Here is a 22,044-nt window from a genome sequence, read left to right as displayed (position 1 = left end):
TTACGCTTTGTTAGCCACAGGTTCCGTTGTTTTCCCATTCTTTTCAAACAAATCACTTGTCACAGAATTAGATGTGACATTCTTCTGGAAGAATGGATTCAAAATCAGGATGACCACAACGTTTGCTAGTAAACCGAGAAAGCCTTCATAAAGGCCGAATGTCATTTGTGTCATATTCGCTGTAAAGGTCACGATAATTCCTACGATGAGCCCCGCAATCGTTGCTTCTCTCGATTGTTTTTTCCAGAACAAGCTGATGGCAATGGCTGGGAAAATTTGAACCATTCCAGAAACACCGATCAGCTGAAGCGTGACAAGCGCAGTCGGGAACAGCATACCGAATAAAAGAGCAAGCCCGATCACGATAAATACCATCGAACGTGTAATGATCGTTAACCGTTTAGGTGACACATTTGGATGGATTAAATCACGGTACAAATTATTGGCAAATAAATTCGACGCCCCAATGGCCATGATCGAACATGGAATGAGAGAAGCAAGTGCAATCGTTGAATACGCAAGCCCCTGCATCACGCCGCCATATGACGTCTGAATTAAATGAAGAAGAGCAAATCTTGGATTTGTATCTTCCGGTAAGACTAAAAAGGCAATGAAGCCAAGGAAGATGACCAAAATCAATACAATGTTGTAAAGAGGTAAAAACATACTGTTTTTACGGATGGCATCTGCGCTTTTGGCTGTGAAAACACCAGTTGCTGCATGAGCCCACATAAATAATGCGAGTGCAGAAACACCTGATGCGGTAATAAACCATAAAATGCCTTTAGGGCCGCTTTCAGGAATCGTCAGAAGCTGTGGGGCCTCCTTAGCTAACGTATTCATCATTGGTGTCCAGCCGTTAAAATGAATAATCGGGAGGGAAACGACCATAAAGAGCATGATCACCCAAACAAGAATATCTTTAATAATGGCTGTATATGTAGGACCTTTAATACCACTGAAAAATGTATAAAGTGCAACTAAAATAAATGAAATCATAACCACTGCATTCACATTAATATAACTCGTTCCAGCGACAGTTAACGTATCTTGAATCCCGCTTAGCTGAAGACAAATGTATGGAATGAGCATAAGTACACCAACAATGGCAATCAAACTGGATAACAGTTTACTGTCAAATCGCTCACGTGCATAATCAGCAAGTGTTGTCAGCTTGTGATTTTTTGCAACCGTCCAAAGTTTTGGTAAGAAGAAATACGCAATAAAATAAGCAAGAACGGAATAGGGGATAGCGAAAAAAGCAACACTTCCTGCTGTATAAGCTGTACTTGTGAGCCCTAAAAAGGTATAAGCAGTATATAAGTCTGCGCCAACAAGGAACCAGACGAGAAGCCCGCCAAATTTTCTCCCGCCAACAGACCATTCTTCGACTGATTGTCTTGATGATTTATCACGACCAGCGGCAAAACCGATGACCACGACGATGAAAATGATACTTGCAGTAATCAATAAAGCTGTTAAGTTTCCTTGCATTCGTCAGTTCCTCCATTTGAATGTTGCATCCTGTAAATGATAAATGTGCAAACGGGTGTGAGTACAATCCATAGTAAGAGCCAGAAGTGGAAAAAAGGCAGCCCGATGACAAATGGATGAATACGATTCACAAAGGGGAGCAGTGCAAGCTGTCCAATGAATGGAATCGCGATGAGTAGCGCCAGTATCAGTTTTTTGTTCATGTTTTCCTCCTCTAATATTTTGTAATTTCATAATAATAGCAGTTGTCAGATTAGATCACAAGACCATTTTCAGAAAAAACAATCATTTTTATGAATATCATACTAATATAACGCTTTCATTTTTAAAAAGAGGTAAATACTGAAGAATGAGAAAGGAAGACTTGAAAATAAGTATGGAAAAATAATATTTAGAGCAAATAAAAAAGCCCCAGCATGACGCTGAGACTGTGCCGTTTTTTATAGGAAATCAGATACTTCTTCGATGTCAAAACGATTGCTTTTGTGAGCTTCTTTTGCTGCTTTCCCGACAGAAATCAACATCACTGGTTCGTATCGACCACTCACATTGAATTCTTTTACGTACGCTTCTTTGCTGAAACCGCCCATTGCGCATGTATCATATCCCATTGCTTTCGCCGCAATCATTAACTGCATAGCAGCTAACGAAGCGTTTGAATACGCAGCTTCACGTGCATATTGCTCGCTTTGGTATGCACCATTGATTTGCGTCATCAGTGTTTCTTTAATATCTTCTGTGATGAAGCCTTGTTCTGCTAGCTCACTGTAGATTTTTTCACCCTTTAGATTGGCTTCAAGGTCACCTAGCACAGCAATCACAGCTGATGCTTGTGAGACTTGTTTTTGGTTGTAAGCAATTGGAAGAAGTTTTGCTTTTGATTCAGCACTATGGAAAACAGTGAAATGCCAATGCTGAAGGTTCCAAGCAGATGGTGCTTTTGTTGTGATATCAAGAAGCTCTTTTAACTCTTCTTTTGTCATTTCATGAGTTGTATCATACTCTTTTACTGAAGCTCTTTCTTTTAAAATGTCAATCGTTTTTTGATCGCTCGCCATATGGATATTTCCTCCCGTTTTTGCAAATAGTATGGTACAATAAATAAAAAAGTGAGAAACTTACTTATTGTAACTAGAGATATATTTTAAATTGTATACCGTTAGTTTGTCAAACGATTATGAAAAGAAAGGCTGAAATATATGGAATTTCAATTATGTCCAAACATTCAGCAAGCTTTTTTGCTTCTTGGAAAAAGGTGGAATGGTCTCATCATTCATGTATTGCTTGATGGTCCGAAGCGGTTTAAAGACCTGACGGACATTATTCCATCCATCAGTCAAAAAATGCTCGCAGAACGCTTAAAAGAGCTTGAGCAAGAAGGAATCATAAAGCGCACTGTACTTCCTGAAACGCCAGTCAAAGTCATCTATTGTCTAACCGAAAAAGGGAGTGCATTACATGGTGTGTTCGGAGAAGTATCGCGCTGGGCAGGGGAGTATGCTGGATCTCGTGAAAAAAAAGAGCAAGCCTAGTTTTAGGTTTGCCCAAACGTTTTGTCTCCTAATGAATATGCTGATGTTAGGCACATGACAAAGGAGGAGAAATGCATGTACCCTCATACTCCGTATTTTCGAGGCGGTGCCCCTGGCATTCCGCCATATGAATCTAGAGTCCCTTTGTTTTTTGGTTTTGGCGCTCCTTTAGTCGGCGGACTGCTTGGCGGATTTCTAGGAAGTGCGATTTTTAATTATCCTCGTCCATATTACCCGCCACCACCACCGCCTGTTCCACCACCTTATGGCGGCGGATATCCACCATATTATTAAGAAAAAAGAGTAAGCCTGCTTCCATTTCAAAGCAGGCTTTTTATAATGGAATATCAATTTCAGAAATGCCTGGATCATCATGCTTTAAAAACATAATTTCTAAAATACCATCTTGATACGAAGCCTTCGTTCCTTTTCTTTTCACAGCAGCAGGCAGGACAACCTTCTTTTGTTTATTCTCTTCAGGAAAATGATCAATAAACAGCAGATTGGCTGTATGTTTGATTTTTACTTTTTCCGTGTTCGGACGATCGAGCTCTATTTTGACAAACACGTGATCTGTCGTCTCAAATACTTCAACATTCGGCTCTTTCTTTTTTTTATCGTCTGTCTCTCTTGCTGCTTTCTGCTGCTGAGACAGCGGATCCTGAAAGGGGAATTGAGCAGAATAATTGGAGCCGAAAACACTTTCCATGACTTGATTGACATATTGCTCAACGTCTTTAGGATCTGAATTTTTTAACGCTTCTTTTGAAAATTGCTTTTGAAAAGGGAATAATCGGTTCCAGTCAAACATGCAAATCATCCTTTCTAAATGCCCTGAATTAGTATATGCCCATAAAGTGATGTGCGTGCTATAATATACGATAGGTTTAGAAAGGAATGGTTAGATTGAACGAACAACAATCAAAAGGTGTCTTATATACGGCTGCATCTTTTACATTATGGGGGTTGTTCCCATTATATTGGAAACTGATGGAGCATATTTCGTCAGGCGAAATTTTAGCGCACAGAATAGTATGGTCCTTTGTTTTTATGTGCGGTATTCTTTTATATTTAAAGCAAGTACGTCCAGCGATGCAGACTGTGAAAGGTCTGATGATAGATGGAAAAGCACTTTTTTCATTACTTTTATCGGCTATTTTAATTTCGGTCAATTGGTACGTATACATTTGGGCGGTAAATCACGATCTTATGCTGGAAGCGAGTTTAGGGTATTATATTAATCCGCTTGTATCAGTTTTACTAGGCATCATTTTCTTAAAAGAACGACTGAATAAAATGCAAACCACCGCCATTCTCATTGCCGCAGCTGGGGTCATCATCTCAACTGTTCAGTACGGCTCATTTCCTGTCGTGGCTTTCGTATTGGCTTTTAGTTTTGGGTTTTATGGACTGATTAAAAAAAGGATGAGTTTTACGAGTGCCATTGGATTAACCATTGAAACACTGCTTCTTGCACCAGCTGCGCTTGTTTACTTATTCTTCTTCTTAAAAGAACCTGTTGTCACGATGAATCCGAGCAGCTTCGGCTCTCTTGGGCTATTATTTTTTGCAGGTGTCTTTACAGCTGTACCGCTTCTTTTATTTTCTGAAGGGGCCAAAAGAATTCCTTTATATCAAGTTGGTATTTTGCAGTATATTGCACCGACCATTACACTCTTTTTGGGGCTGTTTGTGTATCACGAACACTTATCTGCAGCAAAAATCGTGACATTCCTCTGTATTTGGGTGGCGATTTTACTATTTACAACCTCTCAACTGCGAATGAAAAAAACAGCGAATTCTCATTAAAGAGACCAAGCAGTTTGCTTTTTTTTGCAGGCGGATCATGTCATAATAAGTTGTTACCAAAACTGTAGAGGTGATCACATGTCATCAGTCGATGAGCTTGCACACGCTTATCAATCTTTATGGAAAAATCGGCAGCTTGATGTAGTGGATATGTCTTCATTACACGAGGCAATAGGTGATGATTTACTAGATGCACGAACCCATCCTCGCGCAAGAAAGTCATTACATCAAAAGTATGTACTCGCTGTGGAAAGAATTTTAGAAAGCACGATTGAGCAGGGTCATCAACTACAGCTGATCAGCTTACATACGAAAAAGCTGCGAGAACTAATTCAAAATGAAGGAAGGAACCACTCATGAAACCAATTCAAACGGAAGATGTCACAGCACATCTTGAATCGTTTTTAAATCGGCCAGTCTTCGTTCATCTTGAAACGACAACTGGTTCTTATTCAGCTCATGTGAATGAGCAAAATATGACGGTCGTGGCGTATATCCGCAACGCAAAAGTCGTCTATTCACAGGCGAAAATAAAAGGACAAGGTCCATACCGAGTCGGAATGAAAACAGAAGATGGCTGGATTTACGCAGAAGGTTTAACTGATTACGTGTTTGATGAACAAGGCCGCCTGCTGTTAGCAGGACACCTGCCAGACGGAAAACTAGCGATCTCATTACAAATTAGTGAAACACCATTTCAGGTGTAGGAGAGAGGGGAACAGTGATGAACGAACATGTACTTGTGATGCTGCCTCACCCCGACGATGAATCCTTCGGGGTCGCAGGGCTCATCGCGCAAAGCAGAAAACGTGGAATTCCAGTGACGTATGCATGTGGGACACTTGGAGAAATGGGAAGAAATATGGGAAGTCCAACATATGCTAACCGTGAGACACTTCCTGAATTAAGAAAACAGGAATTAATCAATGCATGTAAAGAAATGGATGTCACAGACTTGCGAATGCTTGGTCTTCGGGATAAAACGTTGGAATTTGAAGATGATGAGTATTTAGCGGATGTGATGGAAAGTATTATTGATGAAGTGAAACCAACCCTTATTGTCACATTTTATCCAGGTCATGGTGTACACCCTGATCATGACGCGACAGGTGAAGCGGTCATTCGTGCTCTATACCGAAAGAAAAAAGAAGACCGTCCCGTCACATACTGCATGGCCATTACGAAAAATCGAGAAGAAGTGCTAGGAAATGCCGATATTGTGATTGATATTACGGATGTAGCCGATATCAAATTAAATGCACTAAGAGCGCATAGAACACAAACAGAAGGCATGCTAAGAGAGCTTGAACAAAAGTTGAAAAACAAAGAACCAGTCGTTCAAAAATGGTTTGATGAAGAAATTTTTTGGACGTATCAATGGAATGACTAAATGAAAGGCAGCTGACTTCAGTCAGCTGCCTTTTCCTGTTGTATCAGAATGCATACGTCTTTCAATCAATCTAAGACGAACAAATAGGACGATGGCACCTGCCGCAAGCCCAGTAATCAGCCCAATCCAATAACCGAACGCTCCAAATGAGGTATACGTGCCAATCAAGTAGCCAGCTGGAAGGCCGATGACCCAGTAAGAGACAAACGCAGCAATCAGTGTATAATTCACATCTTTATACCCGCGTAGAGCTCCCTGAATTGGTGCGGCGATCGCATCTGACAGCTGGAAAAAGATCGCATACATCAAAAAGTGCTGTGTCATTTGTAAAACAGCTGATTCAGTTGTATATAAACCAGCGATCTCAGGTCTAAATAACAAGATGAGTGCTGCGGTACATAATGAGAACAAAACAGCTGTTGCAATGCCAATATAGCTGTAGCTTTTTGCGTCTTTATACCGCATGGCACCGGCTTCAAAACCTACAACAATCGTTAAAGCCATTGAGATACTAAGCGGCAGGATATATAAAATAGAAGCAAAGTTCATCGCTGCTTGGTGACTGGCGATTGTCACGGTATCAAAGTGACCCATTAAGAGCGTGACAGCTGCAAAAATACTTGTTTCAAAAAAGATCGCAAACCCAATAGGGATACCGATTTTCAGTATTTGACCCATTCGGAAAACGTTAAAGCGAGGTAATGTCTGAAACAACCGAAAGGATGCAAACGGTTCGGCTTTGATGACAATACAAATACTCATGATGAAAATCGCCCAATACGTCAGCGCAGATGCAAGACCTGCCCCTGCACCGCCTAGCTTTGGAAACCCAAAGTTTCCAAAAATAAAGAGATAATTTAAAACAAAATTAATAGGAAGTGCGGTTAACGTAATGAACATCGTCACACGTGTTTTTCCTAATGCATCAATGAACGATCTCATGACTGAATAACCAAAAAGCGGGATGATCCCAATAGCAAGGAAGCTGAGAAAATGACGGGCAATGATTTCTACGGATGGTTCAAGCCCAAGTCTCCCTAAAATAAAAGGAACACACAACGATCCAATGACAATCACCACGATACTTAAAAGAAAAGATAAATAAATGGCCTGAAATACTGCACGAGGAACACCTTCCCTGCGGCCGCCTCCCATCAGCTGAGCCACTATAGGGGTAACAGCCATTAAAATACCAGCGAGACCAGTATAAACAGGTGTCCAAATGCTCGAACCGATGGCTACACCTGCTAGGTCTTCTGCACTCACTTTTCCAGACATCACCGTGTCTAAAAATGTGATGAGCGAAAGACCTGCTTGTGTAATTAAAATCGGAATCAATATGGTTAAAAATTGTGCCAACTTTGCTCGAATACTATTCGTTTCTCTCATCATAAGTTCCTCTCTGAACAGAAATAACGAGAGGAATTATATCACGCTATGTAAAAAAATCAATTCTCCGTCGGATTATTTTTCTTTGAGGGCTTCGTTTTTTTGAACATTTGGGCATAAATAAAAGAAAGACTGACAACACCTAAAATGCTGCAAGCATATTGAATCACTTTTTGAATGGTCATATTGAATTCACCTCCATACAAATAGAATGTGCACAATTTGTTATTTTATGACACTAGCGAAAGAAGGAGGGACATGGTGAGATGATCAATCGCACAAATGAAGAAGCGATGTTTAAGTTAGAAATGAAATCTCATTTAACGCAAATTATGATGGATGCAAGGAAAATCGTCGATTCGCTTGACCAGACGGAACAATGCCTTCTTTGTGAACTCGAATCATTGCATGATCAGTTTAATGAAATGCATGCAGAGGCTTCCTCATTTTATTTACAAGCATATATGGAAGAATTCACACCAGGTTTTGCTCAATTTTCTTTAGCCATTGAGAACTTATCAAAACAAAAGCATGGCGCACTGATTGTGATTCAAAGGAGAGATGAGGTGGAGGATTATATACAAAAAGGGACAAACCTCCATGCGAAAATTAGCGCATCATTAATAGAAAGCATTTTCTATCCTGGAAACCCACTTCATGATGGCGCCCTTTTAGTGAAAGAAAACACGCTTGTTTCCGCTGCAAATGTCCTACCGCTCACCTCGAAAAAAGTCAGCCCTTCTCTAGGCACAAGACACCGGGCAGCCATTGGACTTTCTGGCATGACCGATGCCCTTGTTCTTGTGGTATCAGAAGAAACAGGGAAAATGTCGTTTGCGAAAGAAGGCGTCCTCTATCCGTTAACTGTAAAAGATCAAGAAATCAGAAAGTAAACATGAACACAGCATTCTTCATTGGGAAGGGTGCTTTTTTTATTGAGGAGAAAAAACAGGCAATTAAGTAAAAAGTCATTTGATACAGAAAAATTTGTCATGTAGAATAGAACTATGAAACTAGCAACGTGCTTGTTTTGACAAATTTCTAAACGTCAACTTAAAAATTCCTTAAAAAATGTTTATAAATACAGCAAACAGCCGATAGAAACGATATGGCTTTGTTTTAGCATTTTGAGTTTGCTGCTCTAAAACCTATTTAGTATTGCCCAACGTCTTCATGTCGAGTAATATTATAGAAATAAAGATAAAATAGTGCAAGAGAAGCAGAACCATTAAATGCTAAACTCAAAACTAGTACATAAGTCTTATGGTACGAAATCATGAAAGGCGGAGATTCATCTATGAAGAAAAAAGTAGTAACCGGCCTCACAGTTTCAGCGATCGCAGGCTCAGCTGTTATTGCTGCACCGGCAGAAGCACAGACGATCAAGGTGAAAAGCGGTGACTCACTTTGGAAGATTGCCGAACAGTACAACACAAGTATTTCGGAACTTCAATCTCTTAATCAATTAAAAACGACGATGATTTTTGCAGGACAAAGCTTAAAGATTCCTAGTGCAAAAAGTTCAAAATCCAGCTCATCAACAAGTTCAAAAGCAACGAAATCAAGTGCTTCAACAACATCTAGCTATACAGTCAAGCTTGGGGATTCATTATGGCTGATTGCGAAGAATCACAAAATGTCAGTTGCAAGTTTGAAAAGTTTGAACAGCTTAAACAGTGACCTCATTCGTCCTGGACAAAAGCTGAAAGTGTCTGGAACAGCGAAAACGAGCGGCAGCCAGTCCTCAAATTCAAACTCAACATCTAATTCTAGCTCAAGTAACAAATCAACGAATTCTAATAGTTCGTCGTCAGCATCTAGTACATATAAAGTGAAATTAGGCGATTCACTTTGGAAAATTGCCAATTCGTTAAATATGTCGATTGGTGAAATTAAAACATTGAACTCGCTAAAATCTGATACGATTTATCCAAATCAAGTATTGAAGGTAAAAGGAACGGTGACGTCAAAACCAAGTCAGCCGAAAGCACCTGCTCAACCTAGCACGCCTTCAAACAGCAATCAGTCTTCAAGTAGTAAAACCACATCTTATACGGTTAAATCAGGTGATTCATTATGGAAAATTGCGAATCAGTTTAAGGTGCAGGTTCAATCAATCCGCACAGCAAACAGCTTGAAAAGTGATGTGCTGAGAATTGGACAAGTATTAAAAATCAACGGAACAGCTTCCGGTTCAACTGGATCTAATGGTTCTACGTCAAACGGTTCAACAACACCGGTCAACAATAATAAAAATGACGTTCCAATGAATGCAAAAATCACGACAATGATTCAAGAAGGTAAAAAACTCACAGGCATACCTTACAGATGGGGCGGCAATACACCAGCTGGATTTGATTGTAGCGGCTTTGTTTACTATCTCATTAATAAGGTTTCATCAGTATCTAGATTGAGTACAGCAGGATACTGGAATATGATGACGCCTGTCAGCACACCACAAGTTGGAGATTTTGTTTATTTCACAACGTACAAAGCAGGTCCTTCTCATATGGGACTATACCTAGGTGGAGGAGATTTCCTTCATGCAAGTGACAGCGGAGTAGGAATTTCAAACTTAAGCAATCCTTATTGGAAAAAAGCGTACCTAGGTGCGAAACGTTTCTTCTAAAAAAGCCGATTTTCGGCTTTTTTTGTTTGCCTTCTCATCAGTTTGTCCATACTGATAGCAAAAGGGGGCAGTCATAAATGAAAAAGTCAGTGTGGATGATCATGATATGTTTGATCTTTACCGCATCAGCATGTCATGCACCGCCGAAAAAAGAAACGACAGAAGAAACAAGAGAAGTTGCCGCACCTAAACAAGCACCAGTGACAACGTCACTCATAAACGAAAGCGGGCAAAAAATAGGGAGCATTGAAATAAGAGAGTCCTCAGAAAATGGGCTGGATCTGCATGTGAAAGCGAAAGGACTGCCACCAGGTCCTCACGGCTTTCATATTCATGAAACAGGAATATGTGAAACGCCAGATTTTGAAACGGCGGGGGCTCACTTTAATCCGACCCAAAGAGAGCATGGCTTCGACAACCCAAAAGGGCATCATGCTGGAGATATGCCTAATTTAGAAGTAGGGGCAGATGGTCAAATTGACGTCGTTGTGAATGTTCCGAATGTGACGGTCAAAGGAGGCCCGAATCAATTGGTTGATCAAAACGGGCGAAGTTTCATCATCCATGCAGAAGCAGATGATTACTTAAGCAACCCTTCTGGCAACTCAGGGAAACGCATTGCTTGCGGAGCCATCACAAAAGAAATGGTAAAATAACAGAAGACGAACCTTTATGTATTGAGTGCATAAAGGTTTTTTTAGTATACTTGGTGAGGAAAATGATCGAAGAGAGGAATTAATCATATATGTTTAACCAACCATCACTCCCAGAAGAAATTCAAGCAATGATCGAAGCAAAAGGAAAAGTTCTCGAAGAAGAATTTCGTCCGCTTATCGGAACAGGCGGCTATGAATCACAAGATACGTCTATTATTCAAGATGCCATGATTGCACTTGCCCTAGGAAAAAATGTTCTGTTAAAAGGACCGACGGGCTCAGGTAAAACAAAACTAGCAGAAACTTTATCAGCTTTCTTTCAACAGCCGATGCATAGTGTAAACTGCTCAGTTGACCTTGATGCAGAAAGTCTAATTGGCTATAAAACCATCCATAATGATGGACAAGTTGCTTCTATAGAATTCATTGAAGGACCCGTTACAAAAGCAATGAAAAAAGGACACCTTTTATATATTGATGAAATCAACATGGCAAAACCAGAAACACTGCCTATTTTAAACGGTGTGCTTGATTACAGAAAAATGATGACAAACCCATTTACAGGTGAAGTCGTTAGAGCAGAAGAAGGTTTTGGCGTGATTGCAGCAATCAATGAGGGATATGTGGGGACAGTGCCGCTCAATGAAGCGCTGAAAAACCGTTTTGTTGTCATTGAAGTTCCTTACATTGGCGGCGGCATTTTAAAAGAAGTACTGCACACTCAATCCGTATTAAAGGATGAGCGGTTAATCGATCAATTCGTACAGCTTTCATCAGATCTCATCGTCCAAGCACACAATGGACAGGTCAGTGAAGAAGCCGCATCCATTCGCGCACTGTTAGATACATGTGATCTTGCGCAATATATCCCGCCGCTTCGTGCAATTGAACGAGGAATTGTAGAGAAGCTAGAAGATGACCGGGAAAAAGCAGCGGTAAGAAATATCGCTCAAACATTATTCGAGTGAGGTTCTGACTTTTGAAATTCATCAAATTTAATGACAGCAGAATCGATTCATTTCTATTTATGGAATTAACGGATTTAGCCAAAACACTTGCCAAAAGTGATGATGTGGAGCTTGAATACGGTGTTCAATCGTACTATGAACCGTTTGAAAAGAAAATTTTCATCAGCCATTTTTGGGATGATCGTCATCAAGAGGATATGATGGCAGGCCTAAAAAGTGATGTGTTCCTGCGAGCAGTAGGGACGGTGTATAGCGATCTTACAGTATTTGAAGACATCATTCGCTATGCCCACACATTATCCATTCCTGATGTGTGCAAACAATTGTTTATGCTGTTTGAAGATATCCGCATTGAAGAGCGGATTAAACGTGACCGCCCAGGAACAAAAAAGGTATTTAAACGGAGAAGAGAGCTTTACAGACGTCACTTTAAAACACAATTAACGATTAACCAAGAGCGCAGTATTTTAACAGATGCACTCTTTTGTGCGATATACGTGAAGCTGACAGCCGAATCTCCGCTTGAAGACATTCCACCCCTTCATGAGCGGATAGATCCAATGATTCCGTTTATTGAGTCAAGTCTTGAACGTGTATATGACGCACGCTCGACATCTGATATCGCCATCATTGTGAAGGAATTGACAGAAGGCTTCGATGAGCTCCTTGAAAAGGATATGCTGAACACATACTTTTTCTTCCCAGAATTGGACTATGAAAAAGCGGCAAAAGAACCGCTTTTCCATGACCTCAAAAGAAAGCCTAAGTTAAGTGAGGATATAAAAGTCGATCGGGAAAAAGAGGGGGATGAAGACATCCATAATGAATATATGGAAGTATGGCATAGAGAAACGGAAGCACCATCTAAAAGTTTCCTTCAATTTGATTTAGAACACGGTGGTAAAAGCGATCTCGGTAAAGATGCGGCAAGAGAAGGTGACGATGGAGATCAGGCGCTTGGAACGGTTCAAGGTTCAGCCAAACAAACCCATCGAAAAGACTATTCAAAGCTTGAAGCACTAGAAGAGGCAGAAGGAGAAGAAAGCGGGGCAGATGCGCATGAGAATGGAAAAGAAAACAAATATGCATTTCCAGTCATGATTTCACCAGAACCTCCTTCACCAGAGCAAATAGATGTGTACAAGCAGCACGCAAAGGCAATCGAGCCTTATCAGAAACGCTTAAAACAAATGATTCAAAAAACACTTGAGCATAAAAAAACATGGCCAAAAACAGATCTTCATGCAGGACGTCTCAGTAAAAAGCTCATTCGTTATTTTACAGAGTCCAATCCTCGACTATTTTATAAAAAACAAGCGCCATCTTCTCAAATTGATGCTGTGTTCACTTTATTAGTTGACTGTTCGGCAAGTATGTTTGACAAGATGGATGAGACAAAAAAAGGGATTGTTCTGTTTCATGAAGCTTTAAAATCAGTGCAGGTACCTCATCAAATTGTAGGGTTCTGGGAAGATACAAATGACGCAACTGAAACAAGTCAGCCGAACTACTTTAACACCGTCGTATCGTTCAAAGATTCCTTATTTGACGCAGGACCATCCATTATGTCACTTGAGCCAGAAGAGGATAACCGGGACGGCTATGCGATTCGCCAAATGACAAAAATGATTTTAAAACGAAGAGAAGAGCAAAAGTTCCTCATTGTTTTCTCAGACGGAGAGCCGGCTGCATTCAGCTACGAACAAAATGGGATCGTGGATACACATGAAGCGGTTCTCGAAGCGAGAAAAAAGGGAATTGAAGTGATCAATGTGTTTTTATCCAATTCTCCGATTGAAGAGGCGCAGATGAAAACGATCCAAGATATGTATGGCAAGTTCAGCATTTTTGTACCGGATGTCGATACATTGCCAGATGTGCTATATCCATTACTCAAGAAATTGCTGCATAAAAGCATTGGGGCATAAGGTTTTGCCCCTTTCTTTAAAATATTTTTCGGAATGATTTAAATTTTTTGTTTTTCTTTGAATTTTTTATCTTTAATTGAACAAAGAATGTAGAAAGTAATCCGAAACAGTGGTAGAATATGATTGGAAGCGTTTTATTACATAAATTTGGTCATTGTGTTCTGGAAGTTATATCGAGATAGTGTTCAATCACTTGATGATCAAAGTTGGGGGTAGTGTTCAAAATGTTTCAAAATGATGTGAAACAACCGTTGAGTTGGGAAGAATTTCATGGTCCGAACCTCGGCTACGTGCTCGAGCTCTACGATCAATATGTCCAGGATCCTACTAGTGTTGATGAAGACATAAGAGGCATATTTGATGAACTTGGTGCACCACCGAGTGAAATGAAGGAGGAAATTGGGAAAAAAGAAAATAGCGTAGTTACTTCTGAACAAATCCAAAAGATAGCATCAGTCGTTAAACTGGCAGAAGACATCAGAACGTATGGCCATTTAAATGCTTCCGTCAATCCTCTTCGCAAAGAAAAGGAATTACAAGAGCTGTTTCCATTAAAGGAATACGGTTTAACTGAAGAAGACGTTAAGAATATTCCAATATCAATTATTAGTCCAGATGCACCTAAACACATTTCAAACGGCATAGAAGCCATTAACCATTTGAGAAATACGTATAAGCGTACCATTTCATTTGAGTTTGATCACGTACATGACTTCGAAGAGCGCAACTGGCTCTCTAAATCTATTGAGTCTGGTGAATTATTTAAGAAAAAACCAGCAGATAAACTAGTTTCTGTATTCAAAAGATTAACAGAAGTCGAGCAATTTGAGCAGTTCCTTCATAAAACATTTGTTGGACAAAAGCGTTTTTCTATTGAAGGATTAGACGCACTTGTTCCAGTACTTGATGAAATTATATCCGAGTCTGTTACACAAGGGACTTCAAATATTAACATTGGAATGGCACATAGAGGCCGTTTAAATGTATTAGCACATGTGTTAGGAAAGCCATATGAGATCATTTTCTCAGAATTCCAGCATGCGCCTAATAAAGAGCTTGTACCATCAGAAGGCTCTATCGGCATCAGCTACGGATGGACAGGGGATGTAAAATATCATCTCGGTGCTGACCGCCAAATCAAAGATGAAGATACAAAGAGTGCAAGAGTCACACTTGCCAATAACCCAAGTCACTTGGAATTTATTGACCCGATTATTGAAGGAAGCACTCGTGCAGCTCAAGAATCGCGTACTCAAAAAGGCTATCCAGTTCAAGACGTTGAAAAAGCGTTAGCCATCTTAATTCATGGGGATGCTGCATTTCCTGGAGAAGGAATTGTCGCAGAAACATTAAATTTAAGTCAATTAGTCGGCTATCAAGTGGGGGGAACGATCCATATCATTGCCAACAATATGATTGGATTTACCACAGAAAGCAATGAATCTCGTTCAACTAAATACGCTAGTGACCTTGCAAAAGGTTTCGAGATTCCAATTGTTCACGTCAATGCAGACGATCCAGAAGCTTGTTTAGCAGCTGTTCAGCTGGCGGTAGAATACCGTAAACGGTTTAAAAAGGATTTCTTAATTGACTTGATTGGCTACCGCAGATATGGCCATAACGAAATGGATGAGCCTTCTACTACTCAGCCAATGCTGTACGATGCGGTCAGAAAGCACAAAACGGTCAAGAATATCTTCGCAGATAAGCTTGTCACTGAGGGCCTTCTGTCAAAAGAACAAAGAGAAGAAATTGAGCAGGCTGTCACGGCAAAAATTGAAGAAGCTTATAAAAAAGTGCCTTCAAAGAAAGAACATACGATTCAAGAAATCGAACTGCCAGAGCCTGTATCTAACGGCTTCCCTGCAGTTGATACATCTGTAGAGTTTGATGTATTAAGAAAGCTGAATGAAGAATTAATTAGCTGGCCGAAAGACTTCCAAGTATTCGGTAAGCTAAAGCGGATCCTTGAAAAACGTGCAAAAGTGTTTACAGATGATCGCAAAGTGGAATGGTCACTTGGTGAAGCACTGGCATTTGCATCTATATTAAAAGACGGTACGCCGATTCGAATGACCGGACAGGATTCTGAGCGAGGCACATTTGCTCAAAGAAACCTTGTTCTTCACGACAGTCAAACGGGAGATGAATTCATTGCTCTTCATGAACTGAGTGATGCAAATGCATCATTTACAGTCCATAATAGTCCACTGTCAGAAGGCTCTGTCATCGGGTTTGAATATGGTTATAATGTCTATTCTCCTGAAACATTAGTGATTTGGGAAGCTCAATTTGGAGACTTCGCAAATGCGGCTCAAGTGTATTTTGATCAATTTATTTCAGCAGGCCGCGCCAAGTGGGGACAAAAGTCAGGGCTTGTGATGCTCTTGCCACATGGATATGAAGGACAAGGTCCAGAACATTCTAGTGGAAGAACAGAACGCTTCTTGCAATCAGCTGCTGAGAATAACTGGACAGTTGCGAACCTGACAAGTGCAGCTCAATACTTCCATATTCTTAGAAGACAGGCGAAAATGCTACTTCGTGAAGAGATTCGTCCTCTTGTCATCATGACACCGAAGAGTCTGCTTCGTAACCCGAACACATTATCCGAAGTCCAAGAACTAACAGATGGACAGTTCCGTCCAGTTCTTGAACAGCCGGGCCTTGTGCATGATCATGAAAAAGTAACACGCCTTGTGCTATCGAGCGGGAAGGTATCGATCGATATTAGTGATCGTTTTACTCAAATGGAAGACTCAAAAGATTGGCTTCATATTGCGAGAGTGGAACAATTATATCCATTCCCGGCCAAAGATATTAAAGCCATTTTATCAAAACTGACGAACTTAGAAGAAATCGTATGGGTGCAAGAAGAACCGCAAAATATGGGCGCTTGGGGATATATTGAGCCATATTTACGTGAAATTGCATCTGAAAAAGTAAAAGTACGTTACATCGGCCGCAGAAGACGTTCAAGTACGGCTGAGGGTGATCCAACTGTTCATAAAAAAGAACAAGAACGAATTGTATCTGATAGCTTGACTCGCAAAAACTAAGGGGGAAATGAAAAATGGCGGAAATTAAAGTACCTGAACTAGCGGAATCAATCTCGGAAGGAACAATTGCTCAGTGGCTAAAACAGCCGGGCGATTATGTTGAGCAGGGGGAATACCTGTTAGAACTTGAAACAGATAAAGTCAATGTCGAATTGACAGCTGAAGAATCTGGTGTTCTAAAAGAAGTACTGAAAGATTCTGGTGACACTGTCCAAGTTGGAGAAGTCATCGGAACGATTGCAGCAGGTGAAGCTGGCGGAAGCGAGTCCGCAGCTCCAGCACCTGAGCAAGATTCTGCACCAGCTTCGAAAGAAGAACCAGCAGCTGAACAAAAAGAAGAGGCAGCAAAAGAAGAGCCGAAATCTGGTAATGGCAGAACGATCGCTTCTCCAGCAGCTAGAAAACTAGCAAGAGAGAAGGGGTTAGACTTATCTGAGATTCCAACCGCAGATCCGCTGGGCAGGGTACGAAAGCAGGATGTAGCTTCTTACCAAAAGAATGAAGCTCCTGCAAGTGCACCGAAAGCCGCGCCAAAAGCAAATGCTGCGGTGCAAAATGATCAAGCAGGGAAACCAGTTGAGCGTGAAAAAATGTCACGCCGCAGACAAACCATTGCAAAACGTTTAGTTGAAGTTCAACAAACGGCAGCGATGCTGACAACATTTAATGAAGTCGATATGACAGCTGTCATGGATCTAAGAAAGCGTCGCAAAGATGCCTTCCTTGAACAAAACGATGTGAAACTGGGCTTCATGTCCTTCTTCACAAAAGCAGTGGTAGCAGCACTTAAAAAATATCCACTTCTCAACGCAGAAATTCAAGGTGATGAGCTTGTCATTAAAAAATTCTATGACATCGGTATTGCTGTAGCCGCCAATGAAGGGCTTGTGGTACCAGTTGTCCGTGATGCAGACAGACTATCGTTTGCTGGAATTGAAAAAGAAATCGGTCATCTTGCGAAAAAAGCAAGAGATAACAAATTATCGCTCAATGAATTACAAGGTGGATCATTCACGATCACAAACGGAGGAACATTTGGTTCTCTGCTTTCAACACCAATTTTAAACAGTCCTCAAGTTGGAATTTTAGGTATGCATAAAATTCAGCTTCGTCCTGTTGCAATTGATGAAGAACGCTTTGAAAACCGTCCAATGATGTATTTAGCTCTTTCATACGACCACCGTATTGTCGATGGTAAAGAAGCTGTTGGGTTCCTTGTCACGATTAAAAATCTACTTGAAGATCCTGAACAGCTATTGCTTGAAGGATAATCGAAAGAAAAAGCTAGTACCGATGAGGGTACTAGCTTTTTTGGTCTTTATTTTCTGGGTAGCCTCTTTTTGACCAAAATGTTGCCAGCCAAGAGCCAGATAAATTATGCCATACGCTAAAAATGGCACTGGGAACGGCGGCAAGTGGAGAAAAATGTGCGGTTGCAAGGGCTGCGCCAAGTCCAGAATTTTGCATCCCTACTTCTATTGAAATTGCTCGTTGAGAAGGAATGTCCATTTTACACCATTTTGCAATGAGGTAACCCAATAATAGACCAAGAGCATTATGTAAAACAACAACGGCAAAAATAAGCAGTCCAGATTGCAGAATCTGTTCTTTATTTGCGCTGACAACAGCTGCAATGATGGCGACAATGCCAACCACAGATACAAGCGGGAGTGCTTGTACAGCATACGTCACTTGTTTTTTAAAAAACAATTTGACGATGACCCCTAAAATAATCGGAATTAAGACAACTTGGACAATCGACAAAAACAAAGCACCCGGTGATACAGATAACCAAGATTTTGCAAAGATATAAATGAAAACAGGGGTCAAAATGGGAGCAAGTAGGGTCGAGATCGTTGTCACGGCAACGGATAAGGCCGTATTTCCTTTCGCCAAAAAGGTCATTACATTGGATGCAGTCCCGCCTGGACAGCAGCCGACGAGAATGACACCAACAGCGATTTCAGAAGGCAAATGTAACCCATAGGCCAATAAAAATGCAATGAGTGGCATCAGTGTATACTGCGCTAAAACCCCGATCAATACATAAAGAGGCTTTCTAAAAAGCTCTTTAAAATCTTCAGAAGACAGCGTCAGCCCCATGCCAAACATAATAATGCCAAGTAAAAAAGGGATATAAGGTCCAATCAAAGAAAATGCCGCAGGAAAAGTAAAACCTAGACAAGCAAAGACAATGACCCATATAGCAAATGTTCTTCCCGCAAAGTGACTAATGTGTAAAAGGGTGTTCATACTATCTTTCAACTCTCTTTCTTTTCATATCTTTTCTATTTTAAATGAATTTTCTGAAAAAACAACCTATGATTTTGCATCTGGTGCTCATAATATTATTATGTAAACTAATAAAAAACCCCACATAGTATATGAACTATGTGGAGTATGCGATCAAAAAGGTGTCCATTTCACTTGTTGAGCCTGTTTTAGTCTTGCTTCTGGCTCACGCCAGTCAACGACATTCCACCACTGGTCTACATATTGCGCCTTCTCATTTCGATATTGGAGGTAATAGGCATGCTCCCACACATCAAGAGCAAGAAGGGGGATGATGTCCCATTGCGAGAGGAACTGATGGCGCTCTGCTTGTAAAATGTCTAAACGCTGAGATCTCGGGGACCATACAAGGATCGCCCATCCGACACCTTCTACTTGTTTGGCAGCAGCTGAAAAATGTGACTTGAACGCCTCATAGCTGCCAAATGATTGATCAATGAGACGAAGCATTTGACCAGTAGGTTTTCTTTTTCCTGAAGGACTCATTGAAAACCAAAAGATACAATGTAAATAATGTCCTGCCCCATGAAAGGCAAGTTCACGTTCCCAATGCTTGATCATCGTAAAGTCGTTGGTTCTTCTTGCTTTTTTTAGCGCAAGTTCAGCTTGATTTAGACCATTAACATAAGTTTGATGATGCTTTTGATGGTGCAAGTACATAATTTCTGTTGAAATATAAGGTTCGAGCGCGTCATACCGATAAGGCAGTGGTGGTAACTGATGATTTCCAGCTGCTACATCGCGCACTTCTTCGTGTGGCTGCATGTCTTCTGCAATCCTTTCGGCTAGTTCGTACCATTCTTGTTCACTCGAATGATCTTCCTCCATTTTGAGTCGTAAATTTTCCACTTTTCGATGAATTTTATCATCTTGCCACACATGTTGAATGGTGCTAAGCCACTCTTTGAGCTGTGAGCGATATTCTTCTTTATTCATGTATACGCCTCATTTCGTTTAAAAATGTAGAACAAGCCATCATCGGAAACACAAATGGGTAGCTATGATAGGTGATGTAAAATTGTTTTGGCAGTCCAATGCCGACTGGATAGTACATGGCTTCTTCAGTATGGTGATGGTTCACTAAAAAGGAGACAGCTTTCAAAATGGCTGCGTTATTTGCTTTCTCATATTGGAGGAGCGCCTCGGTCGCCCATGCGGTTTGAACCACTGTGCCAAAGGGAAGCGGGACATAGGTTTTCAGTTCTACACTTTTACACGATTCTCCGAAACTGCCATCTTCAAGCTGAATCTGCTTTAGAAAACGGCACGCTTTTTGCACAGCAGGGTGTGAGGAGGGAACGCCGGCCGCTTTCAGTCCTGTTAACGCTGCCCAAGTTCCATAAATATAACAAACACCCCATCTGCCAAACCATGATCCGTTTTTCTCTTGGTGGTCAATGAGCCATTTTACACATCGATCTTTTTGCCTGAGAATCGAGGGTGAAGCAGTATCTTTTTCTTCTAAACCAATCAAACGGAGCACACGACCAGTAATATCAGGAGTTGACGGATCAATCGCCGCATCCTCCGCAGATTCAAGCGGAAGGTGACGAAGTAGAAAGTGATCTTGATTTTTTTCAAAAGCAGAAAAGCCGCCATCACGGTTTTGCATGGAGAGAAGCCAGTCATATCCTCGTTTCCACTGAAGTGGAGCGTATTCTTTTGGGATCGCTTTTAACACAATTTGCGTGTCATCACAATCAGGATTATTCGTATTGATATGTGAGAAACCAAAGCCCCCGGGAGCAGCATGACGGTTATGAACTGCCCAATCCGCTTTCTTCATTTGCTGCCGGTCCAGCAAATAGGTGAAGGAATTCATGATCATGGGATCTTCTCGTTTTCTTCCTGTTCTTTGAGAAGCGTAACTGACAAGCGCTGTATCCCACACAGTCGAGGTGGAATTCTCAGCATATATCTTGCCTTGACAGGAGGTGACGAGCCTTTTCATACCTCTGACTGCTTTTTGGATGAGATGATGTCCAGGGGAGTACCCAAGGCTCATGAGGGCATAGACCATAAAGATGGTTGCACTTAAGTAACTATACAGCGTCCCATCTTTTTCAAGACGGTCAAACATGTATCGCTTTGCCGCTTCATATCCGAAAAAGTCGAGCCGGCTGTCGAGGGCTGTATATGACCGCATATACATGAGGAAGTGATCAGTCGAACGTTCTTCTCTTGCCATAAACCAGTCAAATGGATTTTTAGACATGTTTTCATCAAGATGGGCTAATGATGGAAACGTAGCATGAGAGGTGTACCGTTTGTTCAGTGCGATCATCATGGGTACAAAATGAATCCTTGCATAGGCACTAAGGTGGTAGAAGTGCAGCGGAAAAGAAGTAGGGATGAGTAAAAGAGAAAGAGGTGCATAGAAGTAGGGCCAAGGGTGCATGCCATTTACGGCAAGCATCCACTTTGTCATAAAATGAACGCTCTTTAGTCCACCTTTTGAGCGAATATATTGTGCTGCTTTTTCCATATGGGGCTCGTCTTTTTGAAATCTGCCAGATGCGAGCATGCCGCAATAACCTTGTACTGTAGCTGTGAGATGTCCCGACTGGTCATGATACAAAGAAAAGGAACCATCTTCATTTTGTTTGGCATGTATTGCTTCGGCCAATTGATGGATCAATTGCTGATCAGGGTCACCAACGGCTTTTAACAGCATAATGAAAAAAGCATTTGTCATCATAGGTCCTTCAAAGCAGAAAATAAATGCGCCATCTTCTCTTTGTCTGCGTTCTACCCGCATGTGCAGTTCATCGATATATTCGTTGACTCTCGTTTTAAAATCTTGCATTCGGCCATGCTCCTTTCCTTTATCACTATATTCAGGAGTCGGCCTGTCACATGCCAGCACAAAAAAAGCCGATGACATCGTCATCGGCTTTC

At 41.0% G+C, this 22,044-nt stretch carries 22 protein-coding genes; 13 read left to right on the top strand and 9 right to left on the bottom strand.

Features of this window, described 5'->3' with window-relative positions:
• From M2369_RS13130 to M2369_RS13120, 3 genes are all read right to left on the bottom strand, one after another.
• A complete protein-coding gene (locus M2369_RS13130; RefSeq protein ID WP_041507073.1) occupies positions 1-1,494 on the bottom strand; it encodes a sodium:solute symporter family protein in 1,494 nt (497 codons plus the stop codon).
• Positions 1,479-1,697, bottom strand: a complete 219-nt coding sequence (locus M2369_RS13125) for a DUF3311 domain-containing protein (protein WP_017359680.1) — start codon at positions 1,695-1,697, stop codon at positions 1,479-1,481. The genes M2369_RS13130 and M2369_RS13125 overlap by 16 nt, the downstream gene beginning before the upstream one ends.
• Before the next feature lie 237 nt (positions 1,698-1,934).
• Positions 1,935-2,552, bottom strand: coding sequence for a nitroreductase family protein (locus M2369_RS13120; RefSeq protein ID WP_008346464.1), 618 nt, complete (start codon positions 2,550-2,552; stop codon positions 1,935-1,937).
• 141 nt (positions 2,553-2,693) lie between these two features.
• Between M2369_RS13120 and M2369_RS13115 the strand changes: the two genes are divergently transcribed.
• The gene (locus M2369_RS13115; protein WP_144679477.1) at positions 2,694-3,026 is read left to right on the top strand and encodes a winged helix-turn-helix transcriptional regulator; all 333 of its coding nucleotides are present in this window, start codon (positions 2,694-2,696) and stop codon (positions 3,024-3,026) included.
• Positions 3,027-3,101: 75 nt separating this feature from the next.
• Complete coding sequence (locus tag M2369_RS13110; protein ID WP_003215921.1) at positions 3,102-3,320, top strand: hypothetical protein; 219 nt, start codon at positions 3,102-3,104, stop codon at positions 3,318-3,320.
• A gap of 40 nt (positions 3,321-3,360) precedes the next feature.
• Here the strand turns inward: M2369_RS13110 and M2369_RS13105 are convergent, their stop codons facing one another.
• A complete protein-coding gene (locus tag M2369_RS13105; RefSeq protein WP_259254529.1) occupies positions 3,361-3,837 on the bottom strand; it encodes an Hsp20/alpha crystallin family protein in 477 nt (158 codons plus the stop codon).
• Positions 3,838-3,923: 86 nt separating this feature from the next.
• Between M2369_RS13105 and rarD the strand changes: the two genes are divergently transcribed.
• The 4 genes from rarD (at position 3,924) to bshB2 (ending at position 6,225) form a co-directional block, all read left to right on the top strand.
• Positions 3,924-4,835, top strand: a complete 912-nt coding sequence (rarD, locus tag M2369_RS13100) for an EamA family transporter RarD (RefSeq protein ID WP_007500743.1) — start codon at positions 3,924-3,926, stop codon at positions 4,833-4,835.
• A 78-nt stretch (positions 4,836-4,913) separates the two neighbouring features.
• Positions 4,914-5,195: a hypothetical protein gene (locus M2369_RS13095; protein WP_160757585.1), complete on the top strand. Its 282-nt coding sequence runs from the start codon at positions 4,914-4,916 to the stop codon at positions 5,193-5,195.
• On the top strand, positions 5,192-5,542 hold the full coding sequence (locus tag M2369_RS13090) for a YojF family protein (RefSeq protein WP_008346474.1): 351 nt from the start codon (positions 5,192-5,194) through the stop codon (positions 5,540-5,542). The genes M2369_RS13095 and M2369_RS13090 overlap by 4 nt, the downstream gene beginning before the upstream one ends.
• 17 nt (positions 5,543-5,559) lie before the next feature.
• The gene (gene bshB2 / locus M2369_RS13085) at positions 5,560-6,225 is read left to right on the top strand and encodes a bacillithiol biosynthesis deacetylase BshB2 (RefSeq protein WP_024718573.1); all 666 of its coding nucleotides are present in this window, start codon (positions 5,560-5,562) and stop codon (positions 6,223-6,225) included.
• Between the two features lie 21 nt (positions 6,226-6,246).
• Here bshB2 and M2369_RS13080 read toward each other — a convergent pair whose 3' ends face one another.
• The gene (locus M2369_RS13080; RefSeq protein WP_259254525.1) at positions 6,247-7,614 is read right to left on the bottom strand and encodes an MATE family efflux transporter; all 1,368 of its coding nucleotides are present in this window, start codon (positions 7,612-7,614) and stop codon (positions 6,247-6,249) included.
• 59 nt (positions 7,615-7,673) lie between these two features.
• Positions 7,674-7,799, bottom strand: a complete 126-nt coding sequence (locus M2369_RS13075; protein WP_003215647.1) for a hypothetical protein — start codon at positions 7,797-7,799, stop codon at positions 7,674-7,676.
• A gap of 81 nt (positions 7,800-7,880) precedes the next feature.
• Between M2369_RS13075 and cdaS the strand changes: the two genes are divergently transcribed.
• From cdaS to odhB, 7 genes are all read left to right on the top strand, one after another.
• Complete coding sequence (gene cdaS / locus M2369_RS13070) at positions 7,881-8,507, top strand: sporulation-specific diadenylate cyclase CdaS (protein ID WP_024718575.1); 627 nt, start codon at positions 7,881-7,883, stop codon at positions 8,505-8,507.
• Positions 8,508-8,911: 404 nt separating this feature from the next.
• Complete coding sequence (locus M2369_RS13065) at positions 8,912-10,243, top strand: C40 family peptidase (protein WP_024718576.1); 1,332 nt, start codon at positions 8,912-8,914, stop codon at positions 10,241-10,243.
• Positions 10,244-10,320: 77 nt separating this feature from the next.
• A complete protein-coding gene (locus M2369_RS13060; RefSeq protein WP_259254522.1) occupies positions 10,321-10,899 on the top strand; it encodes a superoxide dismutase family protein in 579 nt (192 codons plus the stop codon).
• A gap of 89 nt (positions 10,900-10,988) precedes the next feature.
• The gene (locus M2369_RS13055) at positions 10,989-11,867 is read left to right on the top strand and encodes an ATP-binding protein (RefSeq protein WP_017367449.1); all 879 of its coding nucleotides are present in this window, start codon (positions 10,989-10,991) and stop codon (positions 11,865-11,867) included.
• 11 nt (positions 11,868-11,878) lie between these two features.
• The gene (locus M2369_RS13050; protein ID WP_259254520.1) at positions 11,879-13,795 is read left to right on the top strand and encodes a vWA domain-containing protein; all 1,917 of its coding nucleotides are present in this window, start codon (positions 11,879-11,881) and stop codon (positions 13,793-13,795) included.
• Between the two features lie 224 nt (positions 13,796-14,019).
• Positions 14,020-16,854: a 2-oxoglutarate dehydrogenase E1 component gene (gene sucA, locus M2369_RS13045; protein WP_017359494.1), complete on the top strand. Its 2,835-nt coding sequence runs from the start codon at positions 14,020-14,022 to the stop codon at positions 16,852-16,854.
• 14 nt (positions 16,855-16,868) lie between these two features.
• Entirely contained in the window at positions 16,869-18,125 is a 1,257-nt protein-coding gene (gene odhB / locus M2369_RS13040) for a 2-oxoglutarate dehydrogenase complex dihydrolipoyllysine-residue succinyltransferase (RefSeq protein WP_007500721.1), read from the top strand.
• Between the two features lie 31 nt (positions 18,126-18,156).
• On the opposite strand, the gene M2369_RS13035 is transcribed toward odhB, so the two are convergent.
• The 3 genes from M2369_RS13035 to M2369_RS13025 all read right to left on the bottom strand — a co-directional run bounded on the left by M2369_RS13035 (position 18,157) and on the right by M2369_RS13025 (position 21,952).
• The gene (locus M2369_RS13035) at positions 18,157-19,107 is read right to left on the bottom strand and encodes a bile acid:sodium symporter family protein (protein WP_060811914.1); all 951 of its coding nucleotides are present in this window, start codon (positions 19,105-19,107) and stop codon (positions 18,157-18,159) included.
• A gap of 153 nt (positions 19,108-19,260) precedes the next feature.
• Complete coding sequence (locus M2369_RS13030; RefSeq protein WP_259254513.1) at positions 19,261-20,082, bottom strand: superoxide dismutase; 822 nt, start codon at positions 20,080-20,082, stop codon at positions 19,261-19,263.
• Positions 20,075-21,952 (bottom strand): terpene cyclase/mutase family protein, encoded by a 1,878-nt coding sequence (locus M2369_RS13025; protein ID WP_259254512.1) that lies wholly within the window; start codon positions 21,950-21,952, stop codon positions 20,075-20,077. The genes M2369_RS13030 and M2369_RS13025 overlap by 8 nt, the downstream gene beginning before the upstream one ends.
• Between the last annotated feature and the right edge of the window lie 92 nt (positions 21,953-22,044).

Source organism: Bacillus sp. JUb11 (genome assembly GCF_024807925.1).
Lineage (GTDB): Bacteria > Bacillota > Bacilli > Bacillales > Bacillaceae > Bacillus > Bacillus altitudinis.
The sequence above is the reverse complement of the archived record's forward strand: the minus strand, read 5'-3'. Positions and strand labels throughout refer to the sequence as shown.